At 59.1% G+C, this 21759-nt stretch carries 18 protein-coding genes; 3 read left to right on the top strand and 15 right to left on the bottom strand.

Going from position 1 to position 21759, the window contains the following annotated elements; genetic code table 11:
* Positions 1 to 120: 120 nt before the first annotated feature.
* The 3 genes from rpoD to rpsU form a co-directional block, all read right to left on the bottom strand.
* A complete protein-coding gene (gene rpoD / locus ELQ88_RS31735; RefSeq protein WP_128873977.1) occupies positions 121 to 1971 on the bottom strand; it encodes an RNA polymerase sigma factor RpoD in 1851 nt (616 codons plus the stop codon).
* Positions 1972 to 2038: 67 nt separating this feature from the next.
* A complete protein-coding gene (dnaG, locus tag ELQ88_RS31730; RefSeq protein ID WP_138969258.1) occupies positions 2039 to 4006 on the bottom strand; it encodes a DNA primase in 1968 nt (655 codons plus the stop codon).
* A gap of 481 nt (positions 4007 to 4487) precedes the next feature.
* On the bottom strand, positions 4488 to 4703 hold the full coding sequence (gene rpsU, locus ELQ88_RS31725) for a 30S ribosomal protein S21 (RefSeq protein WP_002551877.1): 216 nt from the start codon (positions 4701 to 4703) through the stop codon (positions 4488 to 4490).
* Between the two features lie 199 nt (positions 4704 to 4902).
* On the opposite strand from rpsU, the gene tsaD reads away from it, so the two are divergent.
* Positions 4903 to 5928 (top strand): tRNA (adenosine(37)-N6)-threonylcarbamoyltransferase complex transferase subunit TsaD, encoded by a 1026-nt coding sequence (gene tsaD / locus ELQ88_RS31720; protein ID WP_128873975.1) that lies wholly within the window; start codon positions 4903 to 4905, stop codon positions 5926 to 5928.
* 22 nt (positions 5929 to 5950) lie between these two features.
* On the opposite strand, the gene plsY is transcribed toward tsaD, so the two are convergent.
* Positions 5951 to 6520 (bottom strand): glycerol-3-phosphate 1-O-acyltransferase PlsY, encoded by a 570-nt coding sequence (gene plsY, locus ELQ88_RS31715; RefSeq protein ID WP_138969257.1) that lies wholly within the window; start codon positions 6518 to 6520, stop codon positions 5951 to 5953.
* A 74-nt stretch (positions 6521 to 6594) separates the two neighbouring features.
* On the opposite strand from plsY, the gene folB reads away from it, so the two are divergent.
* Both folB and folK read left to right on the top strand, forming a co-directional pair.
* The gene (gene folB / locus ELQ88_RS31710; RefSeq protein ID WP_008027044.1) at positions 6595 to 6951 is read left to right on the top strand and encodes a dihydroneopterin aldolase; all 357 of its coding nucleotides are present in this window, start codon (positions 6595 to 6597) and stop codon (positions 6949 to 6951) included.
* Entirely contained in the window at positions 6942 to 7460 is a 519-nt protein-coding gene (gene folK, locus ELQ88_RS31705; protein WP_128873973.1) for a 2-amino-4-hydroxy-6-hydroxymethyldihydropteridine diphosphokinase, read from the top strand. The genes folB and folK overlap by 10 nt, the downstream gene beginning before the upstream one ends.
* Before the next feature lie 88 nt (positions 7461 to 7548).
* Here folK and ELQ88_RS31700 read toward each other — a convergent pair whose 3' ends face one another.
* The 11 genes from ELQ88_RS31700 to ELQ88_RS31650 form a co-directional block, all read right to left on the bottom strand.
* Positions 7549 to 8772, bottom strand: a complete 1224-nt coding sequence (locus ELQ88_RS31700; protein WP_138969256.1) for a multifunctional CCA addition/repair protein — start codon at positions 8770 to 8772, stop codon at positions 7549 to 7551.
* A gap of 63 nt (positions 8773 to 8835) precedes the next feature.
* Complete coding sequence (locus ELQ88_RS31695) at positions 8836 to 10398, bottom strand: SpoVR family protein (RefSeq protein WP_128873971.1); 1563 nt, start codon at positions 10396 to 10398, stop codon at positions 8836 to 8838.
* A complete protein-coding gene (locus ELQ88_RS31690; protein WP_128873970.1) occupies positions 10395 to 11666 on the bottom strand; it encodes a YeaH/YhbH family protein in 1272 nt (423 codons plus the stop codon). The genes ELQ88_RS31695 and ELQ88_RS31690 overlap by 4 nt, the downstream gene beginning before the upstream one ends.
* 204 nt (positions 11667 to 11870) lie before the next feature.
* On the bottom strand, positions 11871 to 13793 hold the full coding sequence (locus ELQ88_RS31685; RefSeq protein WP_045059965.1) for a PrkA family serine protein kinase: 1923 nt from the start codon (positions 13791 to 13793) through the stop codon (positions 11871 to 11873).
* A gap of 297 nt (positions 13794 to 14090) precedes the next feature.
* Entirely contained in the window at positions 14091 to 14420 is a 330-nt protein-coding gene (glpE, locus tag ELQ88_RS31680; RefSeq protein WP_128873969.1) for a thiosulfate sulfurtransferase GlpE, read from the bottom strand.
* A gap of 33 nt (positions 14421 to 14453) precedes the next feature.
* Positions 14454 to 15338, bottom strand: a complete 885-nt coding sequence (locus ELQ88_RS31675) for a symmetrical bis(5'-nucleosyl)-tetraphosphatase (protein WP_128873968.1) — start codon at positions 15336 to 15338, stop codon at positions 14454 to 14456.
* A complete protein-coding gene (gene apaG / locus ELQ88_RS31670) occupies positions 15338 to 15718 on the bottom strand; it encodes a Co2+/Mg2+ efflux protein ApaG (RefSeq protein WP_128873967.1) in 381 nt (126 codons plus the stop codon). Before apaG ends, ELQ88_RS31675 begins: the two co-directional genes overlap by 1 nt.
* 123 nt (positions 15719 to 15841) lie before the next feature.
* Complete coding sequence (rsmA, locus tag ELQ88_RS31665) at positions 15842 to 16660, bottom strand: 16S rRNA (adenine(1518)-N(6)/adenine(1519)-N(6))-dimethyltransferase RsmA (protein WP_128873966.1); 819 nt, start codon at positions 16658 to 16660, stop codon at positions 15842 to 15844.
* A complete protein-coding gene (gene pdxA / locus ELQ88_RS31660) occupies positions 16657 to 17646 on the bottom strand; it encodes a 4-hydroxythreonine-4-phosphate dehydrogenase PdxA (RefSeq protein ID WP_128873965.1) in 990 nt (329 codons plus the stop codon). Before pdxA ends, rsmA begins: the two co-directional genes overlap by 4 nt.
* The gene (surA, locus tag ELQ88_RS31655; protein ID WP_138969255.1) at positions 17643 to 18959 is read right to left on the bottom strand and encodes a peptidylprolyl isomerase SurA; all 1317 of its coding nucleotides are present in this window, start codon (positions 18957 to 18959) and stop codon (positions 17643 to 17645) included. The genes pdxA and surA overlap by 4 nt, the downstream gene beginning before the upstream one ends.
* A complete protein-coding gene (locus tag ELQ88_RS31650; protein WP_128873964.1) occupies positions 18940 to 21738 on the bottom strand; it encodes an LPS-assembly protein LptD in 2799 nt (932 codons plus the stop codon). The genes surA and ELQ88_RS31650 overlap by 20 nt, the downstream gene beginning before the upstream one ends.
* Positions 21739 to 21759: the final 21 nt, after the last annotated feature.

Genomic DNA, 21759 nt, shown 5'->3' with positions numbered 1-21759 from the left:
CGATCTCGTTGCGGCACGGGGGAATGTGTCGAGTGTAGTCGGGCAATCAGGCGGGAGTGAAGCGTGGGAAATTTTATCTGCATAAAGCAAAACCCCCGGCCTGGGCCGGGGGTTTTGTGATCACTCGTCGAGGAAGGAGCGCAGATGCTCGCTTCTCGTCGGGTGGCGCAGCTTGCGCAGCGCCTTGGCTTCGATCTGACGAATCCGTTCACGGGTCACGTCGAACTGCTTACCAACCTCCTCGAGGGTGTGGTCGGTATTCATGTCGATACCGAAGCGCATGCGCAATACCTTGGCTTCACGGGCAGTGAGGCCGGACAGTACTTCGCGAGTCGCTTCTTTAAGGCTCTCGACGGTGGCGACATCGATAGGCGACTGCATGGTCGAGTCTTCGATGAAGTCACCCAGATGGGAGTCTTCGTCATCACCGATCGGGGTTTCCATGGAGATCGGCTCTTTAGCGATCTTCAATACCTTGCGGATCTTGTCCTCAGGCATTTCCATGCGTTCGCCCAGCTCTTCCGGGGTCGGTTCGCGACCCATTTCCTGCAACATCTGCCGGGAAATGCGGTTGAGCTTGTTGATCGTCTCGATCATGTGCACCGGAATACGGATGGTGCGGGCCTGGTCGGCGATCGAGCGAGTGATCGCCTGACGGATCCACCAGGTGGCATAAGTCGAGAATTTGTAGCCGCGGCGGTATTCGAACTTGTCTACCGCTTTCATCAAACCGATGTTGCCTTCCTGGATCAGATCGAGGAATTGCAGGCCACGGTTGGTGTACTTCTTGGCGATGGAGATCACCAGACGCAAGTTGGCTTCGACCATCTCTTTCTTCGCGCGGCGGGCCTTGGCCTCACCGATCGACATGCGACGGTTGATGTCCTTGATCTCGGCGATCGTCAAACCGGTTTCGGTTTGCAGTGCGATCAGCTTCTGCTGGCAACGAATGATGTCCGGTTGCAGGCGACCAATGGCTTCGGCGTATTTGCCTTTGCCTTTGGCCAAGCCGTCGGACCAGCTTTCGTCGACTTCATTGCCCGGGAACTGGCGCAGGAAATCGGCACGCGGCATGCGTGCATCACGAACGCACAGTTGCATGATTGCGCGCTCTTGCTGACGCAGGCGATCCAGGGCACTGCGAACACGCTCGACCAGGCCTTCGAATTGCTTCGGCACCAGTTTGATCGGCATGAACAGCTCAGCCAGCAGCACCAGCTCGGCGATTGCCAGCTTGTTGCCACGACCGTGCTTTTTCAGCGCCTTGCGGGTGATTTCCATCTGATCGGAGACAGCGCCAAAACGCTGTGCCGCGATAACCGGATCCGGACCGCTTTCGGCTTCTTCCTCGTCGTCAGTCGTCGCTTCGGCGTCATCGTCGTCGGTGTCGTCATCCGCTTTCACGGCTTTCGGATCGACAGGCGGTGGCACTTCGGCTGCAGGCGGCGCAATGCCGTCGTCCGGGTCGATATAACCGCTCAGGACGTCGGACAGGCGGCCACCTTCGGTGGTGACGCGAGTGTATTCGGAGAGAATATGGTCAACCGTGCCAGGGAAGTGCGCAATTGCGCCCATCACTTCGCGGATGCCCTCTTCAATACGCTTGGCGATTTCAATTTCGCCTTCACGTGTGAGGAGCTCTACCGTACCCATTTCACGCATGTACATGCGCACCGGGTCGGTGGTGCGACCAATGTCGGTCTCGACCGCTGCCAACGCTGCTGCTGCCTCTTCGGCCGCGGCTTCGTCGGTATCGGCGTCGGCCAGCATAAGGGAATCCTTATCTGGCGCAACCTCGAATACGTTGATCCCCATGTCATTGATCATGCGGATGATGTCTTCCACCTGTTCCGGATCTGAAATATCCTCCGGCAGGTGGTCGTTGACCTCCGCGTAAGTCAGGTAGCCCTGCTCACGACCAAGTGTGATCAACTCTTTGATACGAGACTGCTGTTGCGCTTTTCCGGACATAACACCCTATCCACTGAAGGTCTTGGCGGGCAAAAAACAAGCCGAGGATTATACCTGAGCTATGACCTCACGCGCCAGTTGAGGTCGGGCTTGATGCGGAAACATTGCGACTTAAAAGGTCGCGCAGTTGATTTTTCTCTTCGGCTGTCAGTTCACTTTGACGTGCTTTCCTGAGCAGTTGTTCCAGGTTTCGCTCGCGTTGGCGGGCGGACAAGCTATTAATGGTGTCGAAAAACTGTTGTTCAAGGTTATCTCCGTCAATCAGCCATTCCTTTTCCGCCAGCGCCTTGAGCAAACGTCCTTGCTCGGTACCGTGCCAGCGTGCGATCAACTGAAATGAGTTTAGCTTGGGATTCTTCTGTACGGCTTCGAGCAGTGCCACCAACAATTGTGTATTGGTGTGATCTTCGGCGGCAAAGTGCCCGGCGCCCTCGACTTTTTCTGCCAGTTGCGGGTGATGCAGCAGTGTTCGCAGCGCAGCAAGGGTCGGCGGCTCTACAGCGGCCGGCACCCGTGGGGCGCGCGGTTGATCGCGATCAGCGCCGCGCTTGCCATTCTTGTCCCAGGGTTTCTTGTCCCATTTTTTACCGCCGGCGCCGGGTTTCTTCGGCGTCCACTCCTGCTGCGGCGCATACATCTCTTGTGCCTGCGGCTGATGGTAGTCGCTGTAATCCGGCATGGCGTCGTAATCGATGCCCGGGTCGTACGCCGGTGGCGCTTCCTGGGGGGCGCTTTGTACCAGCTGGCTCACCGCTTCACCGCTAAGGCCGGTGATTTCGCTCAGCCGCTGACGCATCAGGATGCGCAGGTTGGCGCCCGGGACTTTGTCGATCAGCGGCGCGGCGAGGGTGGCCATATGGGCCTTGCCTTCGAGTGAGCGCGGGTCCGATTCCTCGATCAGCTGCTGGAAGAAATAATCCGCCAATGGCTGGGCATGCTGGTTGATTCGCGCACGGAACGCGTCGGTGCCTTCGGAGCGGACCAGGGTGTCCGGGTCTTCGCCCTCTGGCAGGAACAGGAAGCGCGCCCGACGCCCGTCTTGCAGGCAGGGAAGGGTAGCCTCCAGCGCCCGCCACGCGGCGTTTCGGCCAGCCTGGTCGCCGTCGAAGCAGAACAGCACATTGGGCACGACGCGAAACAGTCGCTTCAAATGCTCTTCGCTGGTGGCGGTGCCCAGGGTGGCTACGGCATTGCGCAAGCCTTGCTGGGCCAGAGCGATAACGTCCATGTAGCCTTCGACGACGATGATTTCGTCGAGATTGCGGTTGTTCTTGCGTGCTTCATAGAGGCCGTAGAGTTCCTGGCCCTTATGGAATACCGGGGTTTCCGGTGAGTTCAGGTATTTGGGCTTGTCGTCGCCCAGTACCCGGCCGCCGAAAGCAATGATGCGCCCACGGCTGTCGCGGATCGGAAACATTACGCGATCGCGAAAGCGGTCATAGCGTTTGCCGGTTTCGGCGTTTTCGATCAGCAGGCCGGCATCGACCATGGCTTTTTGTTGCAGGGTATCGCTGCTCAAGTGCTTGAACAGGTTGTCCCAGCCGGGCGGGGCGAAGCCGAGGCCGAAGTCCCGGGCGATTTCGCCGGTCAGCCCGCGACCTTTCAAGTAATCCACGGCGGCTTTGCGCATTGGATGGCTTTTCAGGGCCTGACGGTAAAAGTCGGCGGCGGCCGTGAGCAGCGGGTACAGCGGCGAATCGGTCGGCTGCCGCGGTTTGTGCGGGCGGCCGCTTTCTTCGCGGGGGATTTCCATGCCGGCGGCTTTGGCCAGTTCTTCGACAGCCTGGACGAAATCCAGGTTGTCGTGGTCCATCATGAAGCCGAGGGCGTTGCCGCCAGCGCCGCAGCCGAAGCAGTAATAGAACTGTTTGTCGGGGCTGACGCTGAAGGACGGGGTTTTTTCCTTGTGAAAAGGGCAGCAGGCGGTGTAGTTCTTGCCGGCCTTTTTCATTTGCAGGCGCGAGCTGACCACATCGACGATGTCGGTGCGGTTCAGAAGGTCGTCAATGAAGCTCTGGGGAATTAGCCCGGCCATGGCGTTCTCGTCATCTGCGCTGTAATGGACCCGAAGCAAAGGACAGCCGAATGCGGGTCGTTTTTGAGGCGCGCAAAATATACGGCTCGACCAGTGTCGTCTGCGTAATCGCTGTCGGGAAGTGTATCCGCCGAAAATCCACTGACGTTAGTGCCAATCAGTATTCGACTATTTGAAAATATTGCGCTGAAATCCGCTGCGGCCAGTCAATGGCCCCGGATCGCTCATAAGCGGGCACGCAAGAAGGTGCCTTGGGCTGATCGTCGTGAGAGGAATCAGTGGGTGTGCTCGTCAGTAGCCTTGAAAGGCTCGTCAGAAAAGACGTGCACCGCTGGCAAAAAAGCCAGGTCTGACGCTGCGAAGCAGGTTTGTCTCGGTCGCGTCTGCGGCTTTGACGGTGAAGCATCAAGCGTTTTCCGCAAATGCCATTAGCCCGGCTGAGGGCCGGGCTTGGCAGAAGCTTGCTACGAACGTCTGTGTATTAGTACAGACGAACGGCGCGGCGCTGTTCGCGCTGAACTTTCTTGGCGTGACGCTTAACAGCGGCTGCTGCTTTACGTTTACGCTCAGAAGTAGGCTTCTCGTAGAATTCGCGGCTACGAACTTCAGCCAGTACACCGGCTTTTTCGCAGGAGCGCTTGAAACGACGCAGAGCTACGTCGAAGGGTTCGTTCTCTTTTACTTTGACGGCTGGCATCCAGAGCTACCTTCATTCATTACCGGGGTCAACATCCTCGTGGCAAAAGAGCACTTGAAGACGTCGGTTTTTAAGGGTTGCGGATGTTAACCCCTCATCGCTCGGAATGCAAAGCCTCTGATCGAAAACCGCTGGTCGGGGCCTCACGTGGCGACTATTATGCGCGCCTTCGAATTCAGCCTAAACAAGGCGCAAACCCATGCTAGTACTGGGATTAGAAACCTCCTGCGACGAAACCGGTGTCGCACTTTACGACAGTGAACGCGGCCTGCTGGCCGACGCGCTATTCAGCCAGATCGACCTGCACCGAGCCTATGGCGGTGTGGTGCCGGAGCTGGCTTCGCGTGACCACGTCAAACGCATGCTGCCCTTGATTCGTCAGGTGTTGGCTGAAGCTGACTGCGTGCCGACCGAGATCGATGCGATCGCTTATACCGCGGGTCCCGGGCTGGTCGGTGCGCTCTTGGTGGGCGCTTCCTGTGCCCAGGCGCTGGCCTTTGCCTGGGGCATTCCGGCCTTGGGCGTGCACCACATGGAAGGCCATTTGCTGGCGCCGATGCTGGAGTCGCAACCGCCGGAGTTTCCGTTCGTCGCTTTGTTGGTGTCGGGCGGTCATACGCAGCTGGTTCAGGTCGATGGCATCGGCCAATACACGTTGTTGGGCGAGACCCTCGACGATGCTGCCGGCGAAGCGTTCGACAAGACCGCGAAGATGATGGGCCTCAATTATCCAGGCGGCCCGGAAATCGCGCGTCTGGCGGAGCAAGGGGTTGCTGGGCGATTCACTTTTCCGCGTCCGATGTGTGACCGTCCCGGCCTGGCGTTCAGCTTCAGCGGCTTGAAAACCTCTGCCCTGAACACCTGGCAGCAATGCGTCAGCGCCGGGGACGACAGTGAGCAAGCCCGTTGCGACATCTCTCTGGCGTTCCAGCAGGCCGTGGTGGAGACTTTGACCATCAAGTGCAAGCGAGCCCTCAAGCAGGCAGGTATGAAGCGTCTGGTGATCGCTGGGGGCGTCAGCGCCAACAAGGCTTTGCGCGCTTCCCTGGAGAAAATGCTCGGCGACATGCGCGGCGATGTGTTTTATGCCCGTCCGGAGTTCTGTACGGATAATGGCGCGATGATCGCATTTGCCGGTTGCCAGCGCTTGCAGGCGGGTCAGCACGAAAGCCTGGCGATCAGCGTTCAGGCGCGCTGGCCAATGGAGCAATTGTCGGCGCTGTGATGGGCGGTATTCACGTGCGGTATTAAAAATGCCGTTCGCGCCCGGCAAACAGGTCGCGTAGATTGCCGCGATGACGCCAGACGATCAGCCCTGTGAGCGCGCTCATGGGCAGCAGGGCTGCCGGCTCTTGCCAGGCCAGCAATGGCAGGGTCAGCGGCGTGGCGATCAATGCGGCGAGCGAGCTGGTACGGGTCAGGTAGAACGTCAGCAGCCAGGCGCAGACCGCCAGCAGTGCTGCCGGCGGATAGAGGCCCAGTAACATTCCGGCAGCGGTGGCGACACCCTTGCCGCCGCGAAAGCGGAAGTACAGCGGGAACAGGTGGCCGATGACGGCACAGATGCCGATCCAGGCCTGGTCCTGCAGCGAAAGACCTGCAACACCTGCGATCAGCACGGGCAGCAGGCCCTTGCAGAGGTCGCCGAGCAAAGTCAGGGTGGCGAGCTTTTTGCCGGCCAGGCGCAGCATGTTGGTGGCACCGGCATTGCCCGAGCCACTCATTCGCGGATCGGGGTTACCGGTCAGGCGGCTGAGCAAAATGGCAAAGGACAGAGAGCCGAGCAGGTAGGCGATGGTCGCCAGTAACCAAAACATGCTAACTATTCCGGGCGAGGACGCCCTGATTCTAACGGCGCAATGCGCCCTTGTCGTGCAGCGGAGAAAAGTGCTTGGACAGAGTGTTTATCGAGGGCCTGGAAGTCGACACCGTGATCGGTGCCTACGACTGGGAGCGAGGCATCCGACAGTGCTTGCGACTTGATCTGAGCTTCGCCTGGGATAATCGCCCGGCCGCTGCCGGTGACGACCTGACCCTGGCGCTCGATTACGCGAGCGTTTCGTCGCGCATCCAGGCATTTGCCGAGCAGGCGCAGTTCCAGCTGGTCGAGACGTTTGCCGAGCGCCTGGTTGAAGTCCTGATGAGTGAGTTCAACATCACCTGGATGCGCCTGAAGCTGACCAAGCCAGGTGCTGTCCCGGCTGCCACGGGTGGAGTGGGCGTGGAGATCGAGCGCGGATGTCGCTGACTCAGGTGTATCTCGGGCTCGGCAGCAATATCGAGCGCGAATCCCATTTGCAGGCTGGCCTGGAAGCCTTGGCAGGTTTCCTGGTGGATATACGCTGCTCGGCGGTATTCGAAAGCCAGCCGGTGGGGATCAAAAGCGGACCGTTTTTCAATTTCGTGGTCTCGGCCTACACCGATCTCCCGCTGATGGAGCTGGACCGTCGGTTGAAATTCATCGAGGCGGACAACGGCCGTTACGCACCGGACCGCAAGGGTTTGCCGCTGGACATCGACGTGTTGCTGTTTGGTGATCTGGTGGGCAACTTCGATGGCTTGATGCTGCCGCGAGCGGAGATTCTGAAAAATGCCTTTGTGCTGTGGCCGTTGTCGCTGATAGCGCCGGATCGCGTGCATCCGGGCGTCGGCAAGAGCTTTGCGACGTTGTGGAGTGAGGCGCGGATTGATCAGGTGTTGGCGCCGGTGGCGTTTGAGTGGCGTGGTCAGCAGCTGACGCCTTCGAATTTGTTGTGAGGCAAAAAGATCGCAGCCTTCGGCAGCTCCTGCAGAGGATTGCGTACACCTGTAGGAACTGCCGAAGGCTGCGATCTTTTGATCTTGCTTATGCGTGTTCTTTGTAAGCCTTTAGCGCCTTGAGGCGTTCACGCTTGATCGCCTCGCCCAGCTCCGGGCCCTTGAATCCCTTCTCCAGCAACGGCTGAACCGCAACGCTGCGCGCCGCGATCGCCGCCCCGCGCAAATAATCGGCCTGTGGATAACTTCGTTGCTCCAGCCCTTTGCGGCCACGGGCGTCCATCTCGCACGCCGCGATAAATTCCTCGAACCGCTGGGGCCGACGGTACACGTCGAAACGCTGCAGCAACTCCAGCAAGGTCGACGCTTTCAGCTCCAGGGCGCGGTGGCCATGGGTATGATATTCGCCCACCAGCAGCGCCAGTTCCTGGCAATCCCTCGGCGCCTTGAAGCGTTCGTTGACCGCCTTGATCAGCTTCAGGCCCTTGTGCTCATGGGCAATGTGGCGGGGCCATTCTCCTTCGGGCGTCAATCCTTTGCCCAGGTCATGCAGGAGGCAAGCCCAGCGCACCGTCAGCGGTTGCTTGTGCAGCGCCGCTTGCTCGAGCACGCTCAGGGTGTGCACGCCCGTGTCGATTTCCGGATGATGGGCTTGCGGTTGCGGTACGCCGAACAATGCGTCGACTTCCGGCATCAGCACCTTGAGCGCGCCGCACTCGCGCAGCACCTCAATGAACACCTGCGGCTGATTCTCCAGCAGTGCGCGAGAAATTTCCTTCCAGCTCCGCTCCGCGGTCAAGGCTTGCAGTTCGCCCGACTCACTGAGTTGGCGCATCAGTTCCAGTGTTTCGGGTGCCACGGTGAAACCCAAGTCGGCGTAACGCGCTGCAAAACGGGCAACACGCAAAACCCTGAGCGGATCTTCGGCGAATGCGGGGGAAACGTGGCGTAAAATTCGCGCATCAAGATCCTTTTGGCCTTGGTAGGGATCGGTCAACTGCTGTTGATCGTCTTCCGCCATGGCATTGATCGTCAGATCGCGACGGATCAAGTCTTCTTCAAGGGTGACTTCAGGGCTGGCGTGAAAGGTGAAGCCGCCGTAACCGCGCCCGCTTTTGCGTTCGGTCCGGGCGAGGGCATATTCCTCACCGCTTTTCGGATGAAGAAACACCGGGAAGTCCGCGCCCACCGGGCGAAAGCCCTTGGCGAGCATTTCTTCGGTGGTGGCGCCGACCACGACCCAATCGATATCGGTGACAGGTTTGCCCAGCAGGCGATCGCGAACGGCGCCACCGACTTTATAAATCTGCATAAAAAACCTCCGTTAGCTCGACAGAATAACCTTTGCGTCGAACTTCCGGAGGCAGAAACGGGATCAAAGATGGATGACCGCCAGATCCAGCCGGCCGTAATCTCCTTCGCTGTGCTCGCCCCTGGGCGGTACATGGTGGGTTTTCATCACTTGGTCGCCTTGCAGCGTCTCCAGGTGAATGTCGAAGCCCCAGAGGCGATGCAGGTGCTTGAGGACTTCCTCTGTGGACTCTCCCAGCGGTTTTCGGTCGTGTTGCTGGTGACGCAGGGTCAGGGAGCGGTCGCCTCGCCGGTCGATGCTGTAGATCTGCACGTTGGGTTCGCGATTGCCCAGGTTGTACTGCGCCGCCAGGGTTTCCCGGATGATGCGGTAACCTCCTTCGTCGTGAATCGCCGGGACCAGCAGGTCTTCTTTCTGGTCGTCATCGAGAATGCTGAACAGCTTGAGGTCGCGGATCACCTTGGGTGACAGGTACTGCAGGATGAAACTCTCATCCTTGAAGCTGCTCATGGCGAACTTGATGCTCGACAGCCAGTCGGTGCCGGCAATTTCCGGGAACCAGCGGTAATCCTCCTCGGTAGGGTTTTCACACATGCGCCGGATGTCCCGGTACATGGCAAAGCCCAGGGTGTAGGGGTTGATGCCGTTGTAGTAGGGGCTATCGAAACCGGGCTGATAGACCACGCTGGTGTGGGACGTCAGAAACTCCATCATGAAACCGTCGGTCACCAGGCCTTCGTCGTACAGGTCGTTCATCAAGGTGTAATGCCAGAAGGTGGCCCACCCTTCGTTCATCACCTGGGTCTGGCGTTGTGGATAGAAATATTGCGCGATCTTGCGCACGATCCGGACGATTTCCCGCTGCCAGGGCTCTAGCAATGGTGCGTGTTTTTCGATGAAATAGAGGATGTTTTCCTGAGGTTCGGCGGGGAAGCGCGCATTGTCCTTGTCGCTGTACTTGTCCGCACCTTTGGGGATCGTGCGCCACAGGTCGTTGATCTGCTTCTGCAGATGCTCTTCCCGATCCTTTTGTCGGCGACGTTCTTCCTCGGCCGAAATCGGATAGGGGCGCTTGTAGCGGTCAACGCCGTAATTCATCAGGGCATGGCAGGAATCGAGCAAGTCCTCCACTGCGTCGATGCCATGGCGCTCTTCGCACTGCATGATGTACTGCTTGGCGAACACCAGGTAATCGATGATCGAGCTGGCATCGGTCCAGGTGCGGAACAGGTAATTGCCCTTGAAGAAGCTGTTATGCCCATAGCAGGCATGAGCGACGACCAGTGCCTGCATGCAGATGGTGTTTTCTTCCATCAGATAGGCGATGCACGGATCCGAGTTGATCACGATCTCGTAGGCCAGCCCCATCTGGCCGCGACTGTAGGATTTCTCGGTGCTGAGGAAGTGTTTGCCGTAGGACCAATGGTGATAGCCCAGCGGCATGCCGACGGAGGCGTAGGCGTCCATCATCTGCTCGGCGGTGATCACTTCGATCTGGTTGGGGTACGTATCCAGGGCATAACGAGCCGCCAGGCGACTGATTTCCTTGTCGTAGGCCTGGATCAGCTCGAACGTCCATTCCGAACCGGTGGATATGGGTTGGCGCTTCTGCTCTTTGGCGGTCATGTCACTAACCTGCGCTGGAAGAGTTCACGGAAGACCGGATAGATATCCCCGGCCGAGACCAGTTGTTGCTGGGCAAAGGTGTCAGAGAAGGCTTCGGCGATGCGTTCGTATTCGAACCACAGGGCCTGGTGTTCGCGCGGGGTGATCTCAACGTAAGTGTAGTACTGCACGAACGGCATGATCTGGTTGATCAGGATATCGCGGCAGATCGGTGAGTCGTCGTTCCAGTTGTCGCCATCGGAAGCCTGGGCGGCATAGATGTTCCATTCGTTGCTCGGATAGCGTTCAGCCATGATCTCCTGCATCAGTTTCAAGGCGCTGGAAACGATGGTGCCACCGGTTTCGCGGGAGTAGAAAAACTCCTCCTCATCCACTTCCCTGGCGCTGGTGTGGTGGCGGATGAACACGACGTCGATCTTGTCGTAGTTGCGCTTGAGAAACAGGTACAACAGGATAAAGAATCGCTTGGCGATGTCCTTGGTCGCCTGGGTCATGGAACCGGATACGTCCATCAGGCAGAACATGACCGCCTTGGAACTCGGATTGGGTTGTTTGATCAGCAGGTTGTACTTCAGGTCGAAGGTGTCGAGAAACGGAATGCGGTGGATGCGCGCACTGAGTTTTTCGATTTCCGCTTCGATTTCCTGAATATCGCCGAAGTTGTCTGGTTCATCCCGTTGCAGTCGAAGAAGTTCTTCCTTGGCTTCACGCAATTTCGCTCGACTGCTGCCGGACAGGGCGATTCTGCGCGCATGGGCCGAGCGTAGTGTGCGGATGATGTTGATCCGCGAGGGATTGCCTTCGTTACTGATACCGGCACGAACCGTCTTGAAGGTATCGGTTCCGGTCAGGTTGCGCTTGACGAGGTTCGGCAGCTCGAGGTCCTCGAACATGAATTCGAGGAATTCCTCCTGGGTGATCTGGAAGACGAACTCGTCCATCCCTTCACCCGAGTTGCCGGCCTTGCCGGGACCTCGGCCACCACCGCCTCCCGGTGGGCGGGCGATGTGTTCGCCGCTGGTGAATTCCTTGTTGCCCGGGTGCACGACCGTTTGCTTGCCACCGCGGCCGTGATGAAGCACCGGCTCGTCGATGTCTCGACCAGGAATGCTGATTTGTTCGCCGTGTTCCATATCGGTAATGGAGCGCCGGCTGACCGCCTCTTCGACAGCCTTTTTGATGTGATCACGGTAACGCCGCAGAAACCGCTGGCGGTTCACCGTGCTCTTGTTCTTGCCATTGAGACGTCGGTCGATCACATAGCTCATGACTGCTCCTTAGAAGCTGTCCTGAAAGGGGCGAGCGGTGATACAGCATCGAACCGAGAGCCGAGGGATGTTGAACGCTCCCCCAAGCGCTTTGGATGCTGCCTGAACTCGCTACCGACTTTCGAACACCTTCCAGAGGCCTGTGTAACAGAAAAAGCGCCCACAGGTCTCTGGCTGACGACAACCGGTCTGACCGGCAGCGGGTTATTGTGATTTTCTGACCCGCAGGTACCACTCGGACAGCAGTCGTACCTGTTTGTCGGTGTAGCCCCGCTCGACCATCCGTGTGACGAAGTCGTTGTGCTTCTGCTGGTCCTCTTTACTGGCCTTGGCGTTGAAGCTGATGACTGGCAGGAGGTCCTCGGTGTTGGAGAACATTTTCTTCTCGATGACCACCCGCAGTTTTTCGTAGCTGAGCCAGGTCGGATTCTTGCCATTGTTGTTGGCCCGGGCGCGCAGTACGAAGTTGACGATTTCGTTGCGGAAATCCTTCGGATTGCTGATGCCGGCCGGTTTTTCGATTTTCTCCAGTTCTTCGTTCAGCGCCACGCGGTTGAGGATTTCGCCGGTTTCCGGGTCGCGGTATTCCTGGTCCTGGATCCAGAAGTCGGCGTACAGCACATAACGATCGAAGATGTTCTGGCCGTACTCGCTGTAAGACTCGAGATAGGCCGTCTGGATTTCCTTGCCGATGAATTCGATATAGCGCGGTGCCAGGTACTCCTTGAGGAAGCGCAGGTAGCGTTCGCGGGTTTCCGCCTGGAACTGTTCCTGTTCGATCTGTTGTTCCAGTACGTAGAGCAAATGCACCGGGTTGGCGGCAATTTCGTGCGGATCGAAGTTGAACACCTTCGACAGGATCTTGAAGGCGAAGCGGGTCGACAGGCCGTTCATGCCTTCGTCGACGCCGGCGTTGTCGCGGTATTCCTGGATCGACTTGGCCTTTGGATCGGTGTCCTTGAGGTTCTCGCCGTCATACACCCGCATCTTGGAGTAGATGTTGGAGTTTTCCGGCTCCTTGAGGCGCGAGAGCACGGTGAACTGGGCAAGCATCTTCAGGGTGTCGGGCGCGCAGTGAGCCTTGGCCAGCGAACTGTTGAACAGGAGCTTGTCGTAGATCTTCACTTCGTCGCTGACCCGCAGGCAGTACGGCACTTTGACGATGTAGATACGGTCGATGAAGGCTTCGTTGTTCTTGTTGTTGCGGAAGGTGTGCCATTCCGATTCGTTGGAGTGGGCCAGCAGGATCCCGGTGAACGGAATCGCGCCGAGACCTTCGGTACTGTTGTAGTTGCCTTCCTGTGTGGCGGTCAGCAATGGGTGCAGCACCTTGATCGGCGCCTTGAACATTTCGACGAATTCCATCAGGCCCTGGTTGGCCCGGCACAATGCGCCCGAGTAGCTGTAGGCGTCCGCATCGTTCTGCGGGAATTCCTCCAGCTTGCGGATATCGACCTTGCCTACCAGCGCCGAGATGTCCTGGTTGTTCTCGTCGCCCGGTTCGGTTTTGGCAACCGCGATCTGGTTCAGGATCGACGGATAGAGTTTCACCACGCGGAACTGGCTGATGTCTCCGCCGAATTCGGCCAGGCGCTTGGTAGCCCATGGCGACATGATGGTATTGAGGTAGCGCCGCGGAATGCCGAAGTCTTCCTCAAGGATCGCGCCATCTTCAGTGGCGTTGAACAGACCCAGGGGCGATTCGAATACCGGCGAACCCTTGATCGCGTAGAAGGGCACTTTCTCGATCAGCTGTTTGAGCTTCTCGGCCAGGGACGATTTACCGCCACCGACGGGGCCGAGCAGGTAGAGGATTTGTTTCTTTTCTTCCAGGCCTTGAGCGGCATGGCGGAAATACGACACGATCTGGTCAATGCATTCTTCCATCCCGTGGAAGTCTTCAAAGGCCGGATAGCGGCGGATCACCTTGTTGGAAAAGATTCGCGACAGTCTCGAGTTGGTCGAGGTGTCGAGCAGCTCCGGTTCACCGATGGCCAGCAACAGACGCTCGGCTGCGGAAACGTAGGCACTGCGGTCCTGTTTGCACAGTTCAAGATACTCTTGCAGCGAGAGTTCTTCCTGGCGTGTGGACTCGAAGCGTTGTTGGAAGTGGCTAAAGATACTCATGACGTCACCTCGCTCGATACGTGGAGCCGACGCCGGATCATTCAGTCGATGCTGGCAGCAACCGGATATGCAGTTGCTGTTTACCCCCCAGAACCCTTTCAAGGCTTAGCACCCCGAAAGCTACTCCCGATGACCCGCGCGCCGGTGTACCGGCTCTCCCCTGTTTTGGATGGCCTGCGCTTAAGGATAGTTGCTTATTTGGGAGGTAAAGGCGAGATACGTAATTAGTTGTGGCAGACCGTTCGTCTGCCACCGCGCTAAGCCGCGGGGGCCGGGGCCTTGCGCATTACAAAAAAATTATTCGGTGGTGCCTTGCGCTGTTTCCGCAGGATAAGTCGACCGCCACAATTCGAATCCGCCATCCATGCTGTAGACGTCGGAAAAGCCCTGGCTGATCAGGTAGGCGGCAGCGCCCTGGCTGGAATTGCCGTGATAGCAGACGACTACGGTCGGCGCATCCAGGTCGGCGCCCTGAATGAAGGCATGCAGCGAATGGTTGTCCAGGTGCTTCGAGCCGCTGATGTGCAGGGCGGCAAAGGTCGCAGGGTCGCGAACGTCGACCACTACTGCGCCTTGTTCGCGCAGGGCCTGGGCCTGTTCCGGGGGGATACGTTTGAATTCGCTCATGGCGGGCTCCTGTGGCTCGGCTGAAAGTGCAGTCTAGCGCGGGGCGCTGGCTGGCGAGGGTTCGGTCATTCGTGGGGCGACTGGCGGCACGGCGGCATGCCCTTGCGCGTCGCATTTGCAAGACAGGCGTTCGCCGCTGTCGACATTCATGAGCGTCAAGGCACCGCCCCAGACACAGCCAGTGTCGAGGGCCGAAATCCCTGGCTCGTTGCATTGGCCCTCGAGTGCTGCCCAATGGCCGAAAATGATCTTCAAGCCCTTGGTCTTGCGTTCCTTGTGCTGGAACCAGGGTTTGTACCCTGCCGGTGCAGTGTCGAGACCTTCCTTGCTCTTGAGGTCAAGCTTGCCATCGGCGGTGCAAAAGCGCATCCGGGTGAAATAGTTGGTGATCACTCGCAGGCGCGCGATGCCCTTGAGGTCGTTGTCCCATTTCGCCGGATCGTTGCCGTACATGCCATCGAGGTAGGCTGGAAACAGGTTGTCGTCGCGCAGGGCGGTTTCGACCTCGGCCGCGCACTTGAGGGCTTTGCGCAGTGACCATTGCGGCGGAACGCCGGCGTGCACCAGCGCAACATTTCGTTGTTCGTCGTAGTGCATGAGTTTTTGCTGGCGTAACCAGTACAGCAACTCGGCGCAATCAGGTGCTTCGATGATCTCGCGCAGGGTGTCGGCTTTCTTCAGGCGTTCGATGTTCTGCCCGGCGGCCAGCAAATGCAGGTCGTGGTTGCCGAGTACGCACACCAGCGACTCGCGGATGCCATAGAGAAAACGCAGGGTCTCGAGCGACTGAGGGCCGCGGTTGACCAGGTCGCCCACCAGCCACAGGCGATCCTTCGTCGGGTCGAAGGCTACCTGCTTGAGCAGGCATTGCAGGGCTTCAAGGCAGCCCTGGAGGTCGCCGACGGCATACGTCGCCATCAGTGCAGGGCTCCGGGCACCGCCAGGCGGAATGGCGCGATGATGGCGTCGAAGTGTTTGCCGTCTGTGGCGACCATCTCATAAGTGCCTTGCATCGTACCGACCTTGGAGGTCATGACGGTGCCGCTACTGTAGGTATGGCTTTCGCCCACCTCGATCAACGGCTGCTGGCCAACCACGCCGGCCCCGCGAACTTCTTCGACATGCCCGTCGCCATCGGTGATTACCCAATGCCGCGACAGCAGCTTGGCCGGTAACTCGCCGTTATTGTGCACGGTGATGGTGTACGCAAAGGCAAAGCGTGAGTGCTCGGGTTGCGATTGTTCTGCCAGATAGCGAGTGACGACGCTGACGTCGACCTGATAACGGGGATCGGACATGCAAGAGGCCTTAAAAACGAAGCGGGACGCGGGGCGTAGCTGATGGAACTCAGTCTAGGCCAAGTATCGGGTAGTAAACCAGACATGAAGGCTGGTGTCCTACCCGATAACGCTCATCGCCTGTCAGTCGGCGCTGGGCTTGTCCAGGACTTGTTCGCTCAGCGTGTCGGCCAGGCGCACGAAGGCGGCGAGGTCGAGCTGCTCGGGGCGCAGGCTGCCATCGACACCGGAAGCTTCGATCTCGGCATTGCTCAGCAGCAGTTTGAGGGTGTTGCGCAGGGTCTTGCGTCGTTGGTTGAAGGCTTCACGCACGACGCGTTCCAGCAGCTTGTGATCTTTGGCCGGGTGCGGCAGCACCGCGTGAGGCACCAGGCGCACGATGGCCGAGTCGACTTTCGGCGGCGGATTGAACGCCCCCGGGCCAACGTTGAACAGGTGTTCGACCCGGCAGTGGTACTGAACCATGATCGACAGCCGACCCCAATCACCACCACCGGGGCCTGCGGCCATGCGCTCGACCACTTCCTTTTGCAGCATGAAGTGCATGTCGCGGATCAGGCTGGCGTTGTGCAGCAGGTGAAAAATCAGCGGCGTCGAGATGTTGTACGGCAGGTTGCCGACCACTCGCAGGCTGTTCGGTGCGGCGCCAAGGCTGTTGAAGTCGAACTTCAGTGCGTCGCCCTGGTGCAGGTTGAAGTTGCTCTTGCCGGCAAATTGCTGGTTGAGGATCGGGATCAGATCCTTATCCAGTTCCACCACGTCGAGCTGGGCACCGCTGCCGAGCAGGCCTTGAGTCAGCGCGCCCTGGCCCGGACCGATTTCCAGCAGGCGGTCTTCGGGTTTGGCGTGGATGGAGCGCAGGATGCGGTCGATAACGCCAGCATCATGCAGGAAGTTCTGGCCGAAACGCTTGCGCGCCCGGTGTTGGTAATGCTCGGTCATAAACGGGTCTCGGCCATCTGGTAGGCGGTTTCCAGGGCGACTTGCAGGCTGCCGGTGTCAATCTTGCCGCTGCCGGCCAGATCCAGGGCGGTGCCGTGGTCGACCGAGGTGCGGATGATCGGCAGGCCGAGGGTCACGTTGACTGCCGCGCCGAAACCTTTGTATTTCAGCACGGGCAGGCCCTGGTCGTGGTACATCGCCAGCACCGCATCGCAGTGCTCCAGATATTTTGGGGTAAACAGAGTGTCGGCGGGGAGGGGGCCGCGAAGGTCCATGCCCTCGCCGCGCAGGCGCTCTAATGTGGGTTCGATGATGTCGATTTCTTCATGGCCCAGGTGTCCGCCTTCGCCGGCGTGGGGGTTGAGCCCACAGACCAGGATGCGTGGCCGGGCGATGCCGAATTTTTCTTGCAGATCGGCATGCAGGATTCGCGTGACCCGTTCCAGGCGCTCCGGCGTGATGGCGTCGGCAATCTCGCGCAGGGGCAGGTGAGTGGTGACCAGCGCGACACGCAATCCGCGAGTGGCGAGCATCATCACCACTTGCGCGGTGTGGGTCAGGTCAGCGAGAAACTCCGTGTGCCCGGAAAAAGCGATGCCGGATTCGTTGATCACGCCCTTGTGTACGGGGGCGGTGATCATGCCGGCAAAATGCCCATCCAGGCAGCCCTGGCCTGCGCGGGTGAGGGTTTCCAGAACGAACGCCGCATTGGCCTTGTCCAGTTGCCCGGCCGTGACCCTGGCATTGAGCGGGGTATCCCAGACGTACAGGCTATTGGCCGGCGCAGGTACATCCGGCCAGTTGTCCGGCCCAACCGGCAGCAGATCGACCACCACGCCCAGCTGCGCGGCCCGCTCAAGGAGCAGGTCGCGGCTGGTAATGGCAATCAGGGGATGAGGCTGGGCGTGCGACGCGAGCAGCAGGCACAGGTCAGGACCTATGCCGGCCGGTTCGCCGGGTGTCAGCGCGAAGCGTTTGGGTTTCACTGCGTTGCCTGGTCTGCACCAGGGAGTTTGATCTCTACGTACGCTTCGTCACGGATCTGACGCAGCCAGGTTTGCAGCTCTTCGTCATATTTGCGGTTACGCAATACGGTCATCGCTTGCTGTTCACGGGCCTGACTGGTGCTGTCGGTGGCGCGGCGGCCCAGGACTTCCAGGACGTGCCAGCCATATTGGGTCTGGAATGGCTTGGACAGCTGACCTTGCGGGGTCTTGGCCATCACTTCGCGGAATTCAGGGACCAGTGCGTTCGGGTCGATCCAGTTCAGGTCGCCACCGTTAAGGGCGGAACCCGGGTCTTCCGAGAAGTTTTTCGCCAGTTCACCGAAATCTTCACCCGATTCGATCCGGCTGTAGAGCGACTGGGCCAGGGCCTTGGTTTTTTCTTCGTCGCGGATCGGGCTAGGTTTGACCAGGATATGACGCACATGCACTTCGTCACGCACCTGGGTCTCGCCGCCACGCTTGTCGAGGATCTTCAGGATGATGAAGCCGCCCGGCGTACGCATCGGTTGGGTAATGTCGCCGACCGCCATGGTGCTGAGCAGGCGATCGAACGGAGGTGGCAATTGAGCGGCTTTACGCCAGCCCATGTCCCCGCCTTCCAGTGCGGTTTCGCTGGCGGATTTGGCGATTGCCAGTTGACCGAAGTCAGCGCCTTGCTTGAGCTGCTGGTAGACCGCGTCGGCCTGTTTGGCGGCGTTCTGAATCGCGTCGGAGTTGGCGCTTTCCGGCGTAGGAATCAGGATGTTGGCCAAGCGGAACTCTTCGGACAACTGCATCTTGCCGAGATCGGAAGCGAGGAAGTTCTTCACCTCCTGTTCGGACACCTGGATGCGCTCCGCCACACGACGCTGACGCACACGGCTGATGATCATTTCGCGGCGAATCTGGTCACGGGCTTCGTCGTAAGACAGGCCGTCGCGAGTCAGGGCGGCGCGGAACTGATCCACGGACATGTTATTGCGCTGGGCAATGGTGCCGACAGCCTGATTCAGCTCTTCATCGGTAATGCGGATACCCGAACGTTCGCCGATCTGCAGTTGCAGGTTCTCGACGATCAGGCGCTCGAGCACCTGCTGATCCAGCACGTTGGCCGGCGGTACCGCGGCACCGCGCTTGGCGATGGTTTGCTGAACTTCATGGACCCGTTGGTCCAGCTGGCTCTGCATGACCACGTCGTTGTCGACGATGGCCACCACTTTATCGATGGACTGTACCGAGGCGTTAGCCGCAGTACCCAGGAACAGCGCGCCCAGCATTAGCGGGCGCAGACAATCAGAAAGCTTGGTCTTCACGTTCACGATAACCTTGGATGCCTTTGTCGAGGAAGCTCTCTACTTTGGAGCCGGTGAGGCCGCCGAGACCTTTCAGAACGATTTGGAGGAAGACGCCATGGTCGCCTTTTTCGTTTTCCGGAGCGTCTTGACTGGTTTCGTCATAGTCGACCCAGTAACGGTTGATCAGGCGCAGTTTCCAGCAGCAGTTGTCGTACTCGAAGCCACCGAAGGCTTCCAGGGTACGGTTTTGGTTGTAGTCATACTGCCAGCGGCTGATCAGGTTCCATTGCGGCACGATCGGCCACATGACCGAGAAGTCGTGCTGCTGGATCTTGTAATAGTCCTTCACGTAGCCAGGTTGACCCGGAGTGCCGTAGTCACCGCCGCCCACCGACCATTGACCGGTGTTCTGGTCGTAACGGATCTGGTCATTGCGATAGCGATAACCGGCATTGATGATCTTGTTCGGGTTGTCTTCAGGCTGGTAGTGGAACATTGCGCTGCCCGAGCGCGGGCTGCGGCTGTCCGGGTCCCAATTGTAATCGGCAGTGGTGCGCCAATCACGGTTCCAACGGTATTCGTATTCCAGCGCGTACGGCGAAACGTCCGCCTGTGAATCCTTGCGGGTCCTGGCATCGATGCCTGGCAACTGAACCTTGCGATCCTGGAAGTAGACGGCCTGGCCGACGCTGATGCGTTGACGCTCGAAGCCGTTTTCTTCGATCCAGCGGTTGGTGATGCCCAGCGACAGTTTGTTTTCGTCGCCGACACGGTCGGTGCCGGAGAAGCGGTTGTCGCGGAACAGCGACGCGTAATTGAAGGTGTACTCGCTGGTGTCGAAGACTGGAATGTCTTCCTGGTCCGTTTCCGGAACGTAGAGGTAGAACAGGCGCGGTTCAAGGGTCTGGCGGTAGTTTTTGCCGAACCATTGGGTGTTGCGGTCGAAGTACAGGCCGCTGTCGATGCTGGCAATCGGCACGCCACGGTTCTGGTTGCTGTCGAACGTACCGTTGAGTCTGTTCTGTTCCGCGGTTTGCGCGGCAATCTGGGATTTACCTGTGCCGTCCAGGTCCAGCTGATATTGCGTGTACTGATACTTGAGCGTTGGTTTGATGAAGCCATACGTCCAGTCCAGCGGCAGGCTCACGGCTGGCGCCAGGTTGAGACGGTCGCCAGTGGCGCGTGCCAGGCCTTGGACGTTAGTGTCCAGGCGCGGGCTCAAATTGCCGTTTTCGTCCGAGAAGTTGCCGGTTTTCAGATCCCGGTCAAACCTGACGAGTTCAGTGTTGTACGAGAAGTCCAGGCCGCCCGGATGGTAGGGCAGCGCACCATCGAAGGTGATCTGCGGCAAACGATCGTACGGTGTGATATTCGACACGGTCGCCAGCTGATAAGCCTGGGCGTTGACGCGAGCGGTGTAGCTGTCGCCGCGATAGCTGACGGAACCCTGCTGGTTCACGTAATCAGAGCTTTTCACGCCAATCTGGTCAGTCTGCAGATCCTGGAAGTAATACGGATCGCTGATCTTGGTGTAGTCGACCTGGGAGAAGACGCGCGAGTCGAGGCCACCCTTGTGTTGCCAGTTGTACATGTAGCGGGTTTTTTCGTAGTCGGTCTGCAGCTTGCGATCGTCATTCTCGTCGTTGAGGTACGCGGCGCCGAACTGACCTTCGCTGGACGGAGTCAGGTAACGGAACTCACCTTCCATCAACAAACCGCGCTTGCTCATGTACCGCGGGTACAACGTGGCATCGTAATTCGGTGCCAGGTTGAAGTAATACGGGGTGACCAGCAGGAAGCCGGTATCGGTGCCGGTACCGATGGTCGGCGGCAGGAAGCCCGACTGGCGACGGTCATCGATCGGGAAATAGATATATGGCGTGTACAGGACCGGAATGTCCTTGACCCGCAGCGTCACGTTGGTCGCGGTGCCAAAGCCGGTGGCCGGGTTCAGGGTGATGTTGTTGCCCTTGAGCTGCCAGGCATTGCTGTTCGGTTCGCAGGTGGTGTACGTACCATCCTTGAGGCGGATGATCGCGTTCTCGGCGCGCCTGGCGTACAGCGCGCTGCCGCGAATGCGCGATTTGTGCATCACGTATTCGGCGTTGTCGACCTTGGCTTCACCGGTGTCGAGTTGAACATCGGCGTGGTCGCCGACGATCAGTGCGCCGTTGTCGCGAACGCGCACGTTACCGCTCAGTTCGCCGCGGCTCTCGGCCTGGTAGAGATTCGCTTCGTCGGCTTCGACCTGCATGCTGCCCTGACGCATGACCACGTCGCCGGCCAGTGTAGCGACCTGCTCCTCCTGCTTGTAGCGAGAGGCTTTGGCGCCGATAAAGGTTGGCGCGTCACTTTTATTCGTCTTGTCGTTCATGCCAGGACGAATCGGTTCGACATAGGAACCGGCGCAGTAAGGACCGGTTTCAGCCAGTTGCGCGGCCGTGAGGTTCTCACGTGGAACCCAGTCGAGGTGACTGTAGTCTGCACTACGCGACTTCAGGCCGCGGCCCTTGGCTTCGGTCACCAGTACTGGCTTGGCACCGGTGTCTTGACTGACACTGCCGTCAGCCGGCGTCTCGCCGCCAGTGCTGACAGCGCTGCCCTCATGGGCGGGGCGCGGTGGCAAGGCAGCTGCTGGAGATTTCGGCGCACAGTTCCAGGCACCCGAAGCAGAGACTGAGCAGTCATACTGCTCCGCGGCGACCGCGAACGAAGTGGCTAATGGTTGCAGGGCCAGCAGACTGCCGGTTACCAACAACGGAAATTTTTTACGAAACGCGGGGGATTTCAATGCCATCTTATTAGTCCGGGCTTCCTG

Source organism: Pseudomonas sp. MPC6 (genome assembly GCF_006094435.1).
In the GTDB taxonomy this organism is placed as follows: domain Bacteria; phylum Pseudomonadota; class Gammaproteobacteria; order Pseudomonadales; family Pseudomonadaceae; genus Aquipseudomonas.
This window is presented reverse-complemented; position numbering and strand designations above follow the sequence as displayed.

What these genes read in the sequence shown, in the direction of transcription:
- ELQ88_RS31675 (WP_128873968.1), bottom strand. Translation starts at nt 15,338, where the DNA reads ATGGCGACGTATGCCGTCGGCGACCTCCAGGGCTGCCTTGAAGCCCTG.
- tsaD (WP_128873975.1), top strand. Translation starts at nt 4,903, where the DNA reads ATGCTAGTACTGGGATTAGAAACCTCCTGCGACGAAACCGGTGTCGCA.
- rpsU (WP_002551877.1), bottom strand. Translation starts at nt 4,703, where the DNA reads ATGCCAGCCGTCAAAGTAAAAGAGAACGAACCCTTCGACGTAGCTCTG.
- ELQ88_RS31695 (WP_128873971.1), bottom strand. Translation starts at nt 10,398, where the DNA reads ATGACCGCCAAAGAGCAGAAGCGCCAACCCATATCCACCGGTTCGGAA.
- ELQ88_RS31700 (WP_138969256.1), bottom strand. Translation starts at nt 8,772, where the DNA reads ATGCAGATTTATAAAGTCGGTGGCGCCGTTCGCGATCGCCTGCTGGGC.
- ELQ88_RS31685 (WP_045059965.1), bottom strand. Translation starts at nt 13,793, where the DNA reads ATGAGTATCTTTAGCCACTTCCAACAACGCTTCGAGTCCACACGCCAG.
- apaG (WP_128873967.1), bottom strand. Translation starts at nt 15,718, where the DNA reads ATGTCCGATCCCCGTTATCAGGTCGACGTCAGCGTCGTCACTCGCTAT.
- ELQ88_RS31650 (WP_128873964.1), bottom strand. Translation starts at nt 21,738, where the DNA reads ATGGCATTGAAATCCCCCGCGTTTCGTAAAAAATTTCCGTTGTTGGTA.
- plsY (WP_138969257.1), bottom strand. Translation starts at nt 6,520, where the DNA reads ATGTTTTGGTTACTGGCGACCATCGCCTACCTGCTCGGCTCTCTGTCC.
- dnaG (WP_138969258.1), bottom strand. Translation starts at nt 4,006, where the DNA reads ATGGCCGGGCTAATTCCCCAGAGCTTCATTGACGACCTTCTGAACCGC.
- glpE (WP_128873969.1), bottom strand. Translation starts at nt 14,420, where the DNA reads ATGAGCGAATTCAAACGTATCCCCCCGGAACAGGCCCAGGCCCTGCGC.
- folK (WP_128873973.1), top strand. Translation starts at nt 6,942, where the DNA reads ATGTCGCTGACTCAGGTGTATCTCGGGCTCGGCAGCAATATCGAGCGC.
- rpoD (WP_128873977.1), bottom strand. Translation starts at nt 1,971, where the DNA reads ATGTCCGGAAAAGCGCAACAGCAGTCTCGTATCAAAGAGTTGATCACA.
- ELQ88_RS31690 (WP_128873970.1), bottom strand. Translation starts at nt 11,666, where the DNA reads ATGAGCTATGTGATCGACCGACGTCTCAATGGCAAGAACAAGAGCACG.
- rsmA (WP_128873966.1), bottom strand. Translation starts at nt 16,660, where the DNA reads ATGACCGAGCATTACCAACACCGGGCGCGCAAGCGTTTCGGCCAGAAC.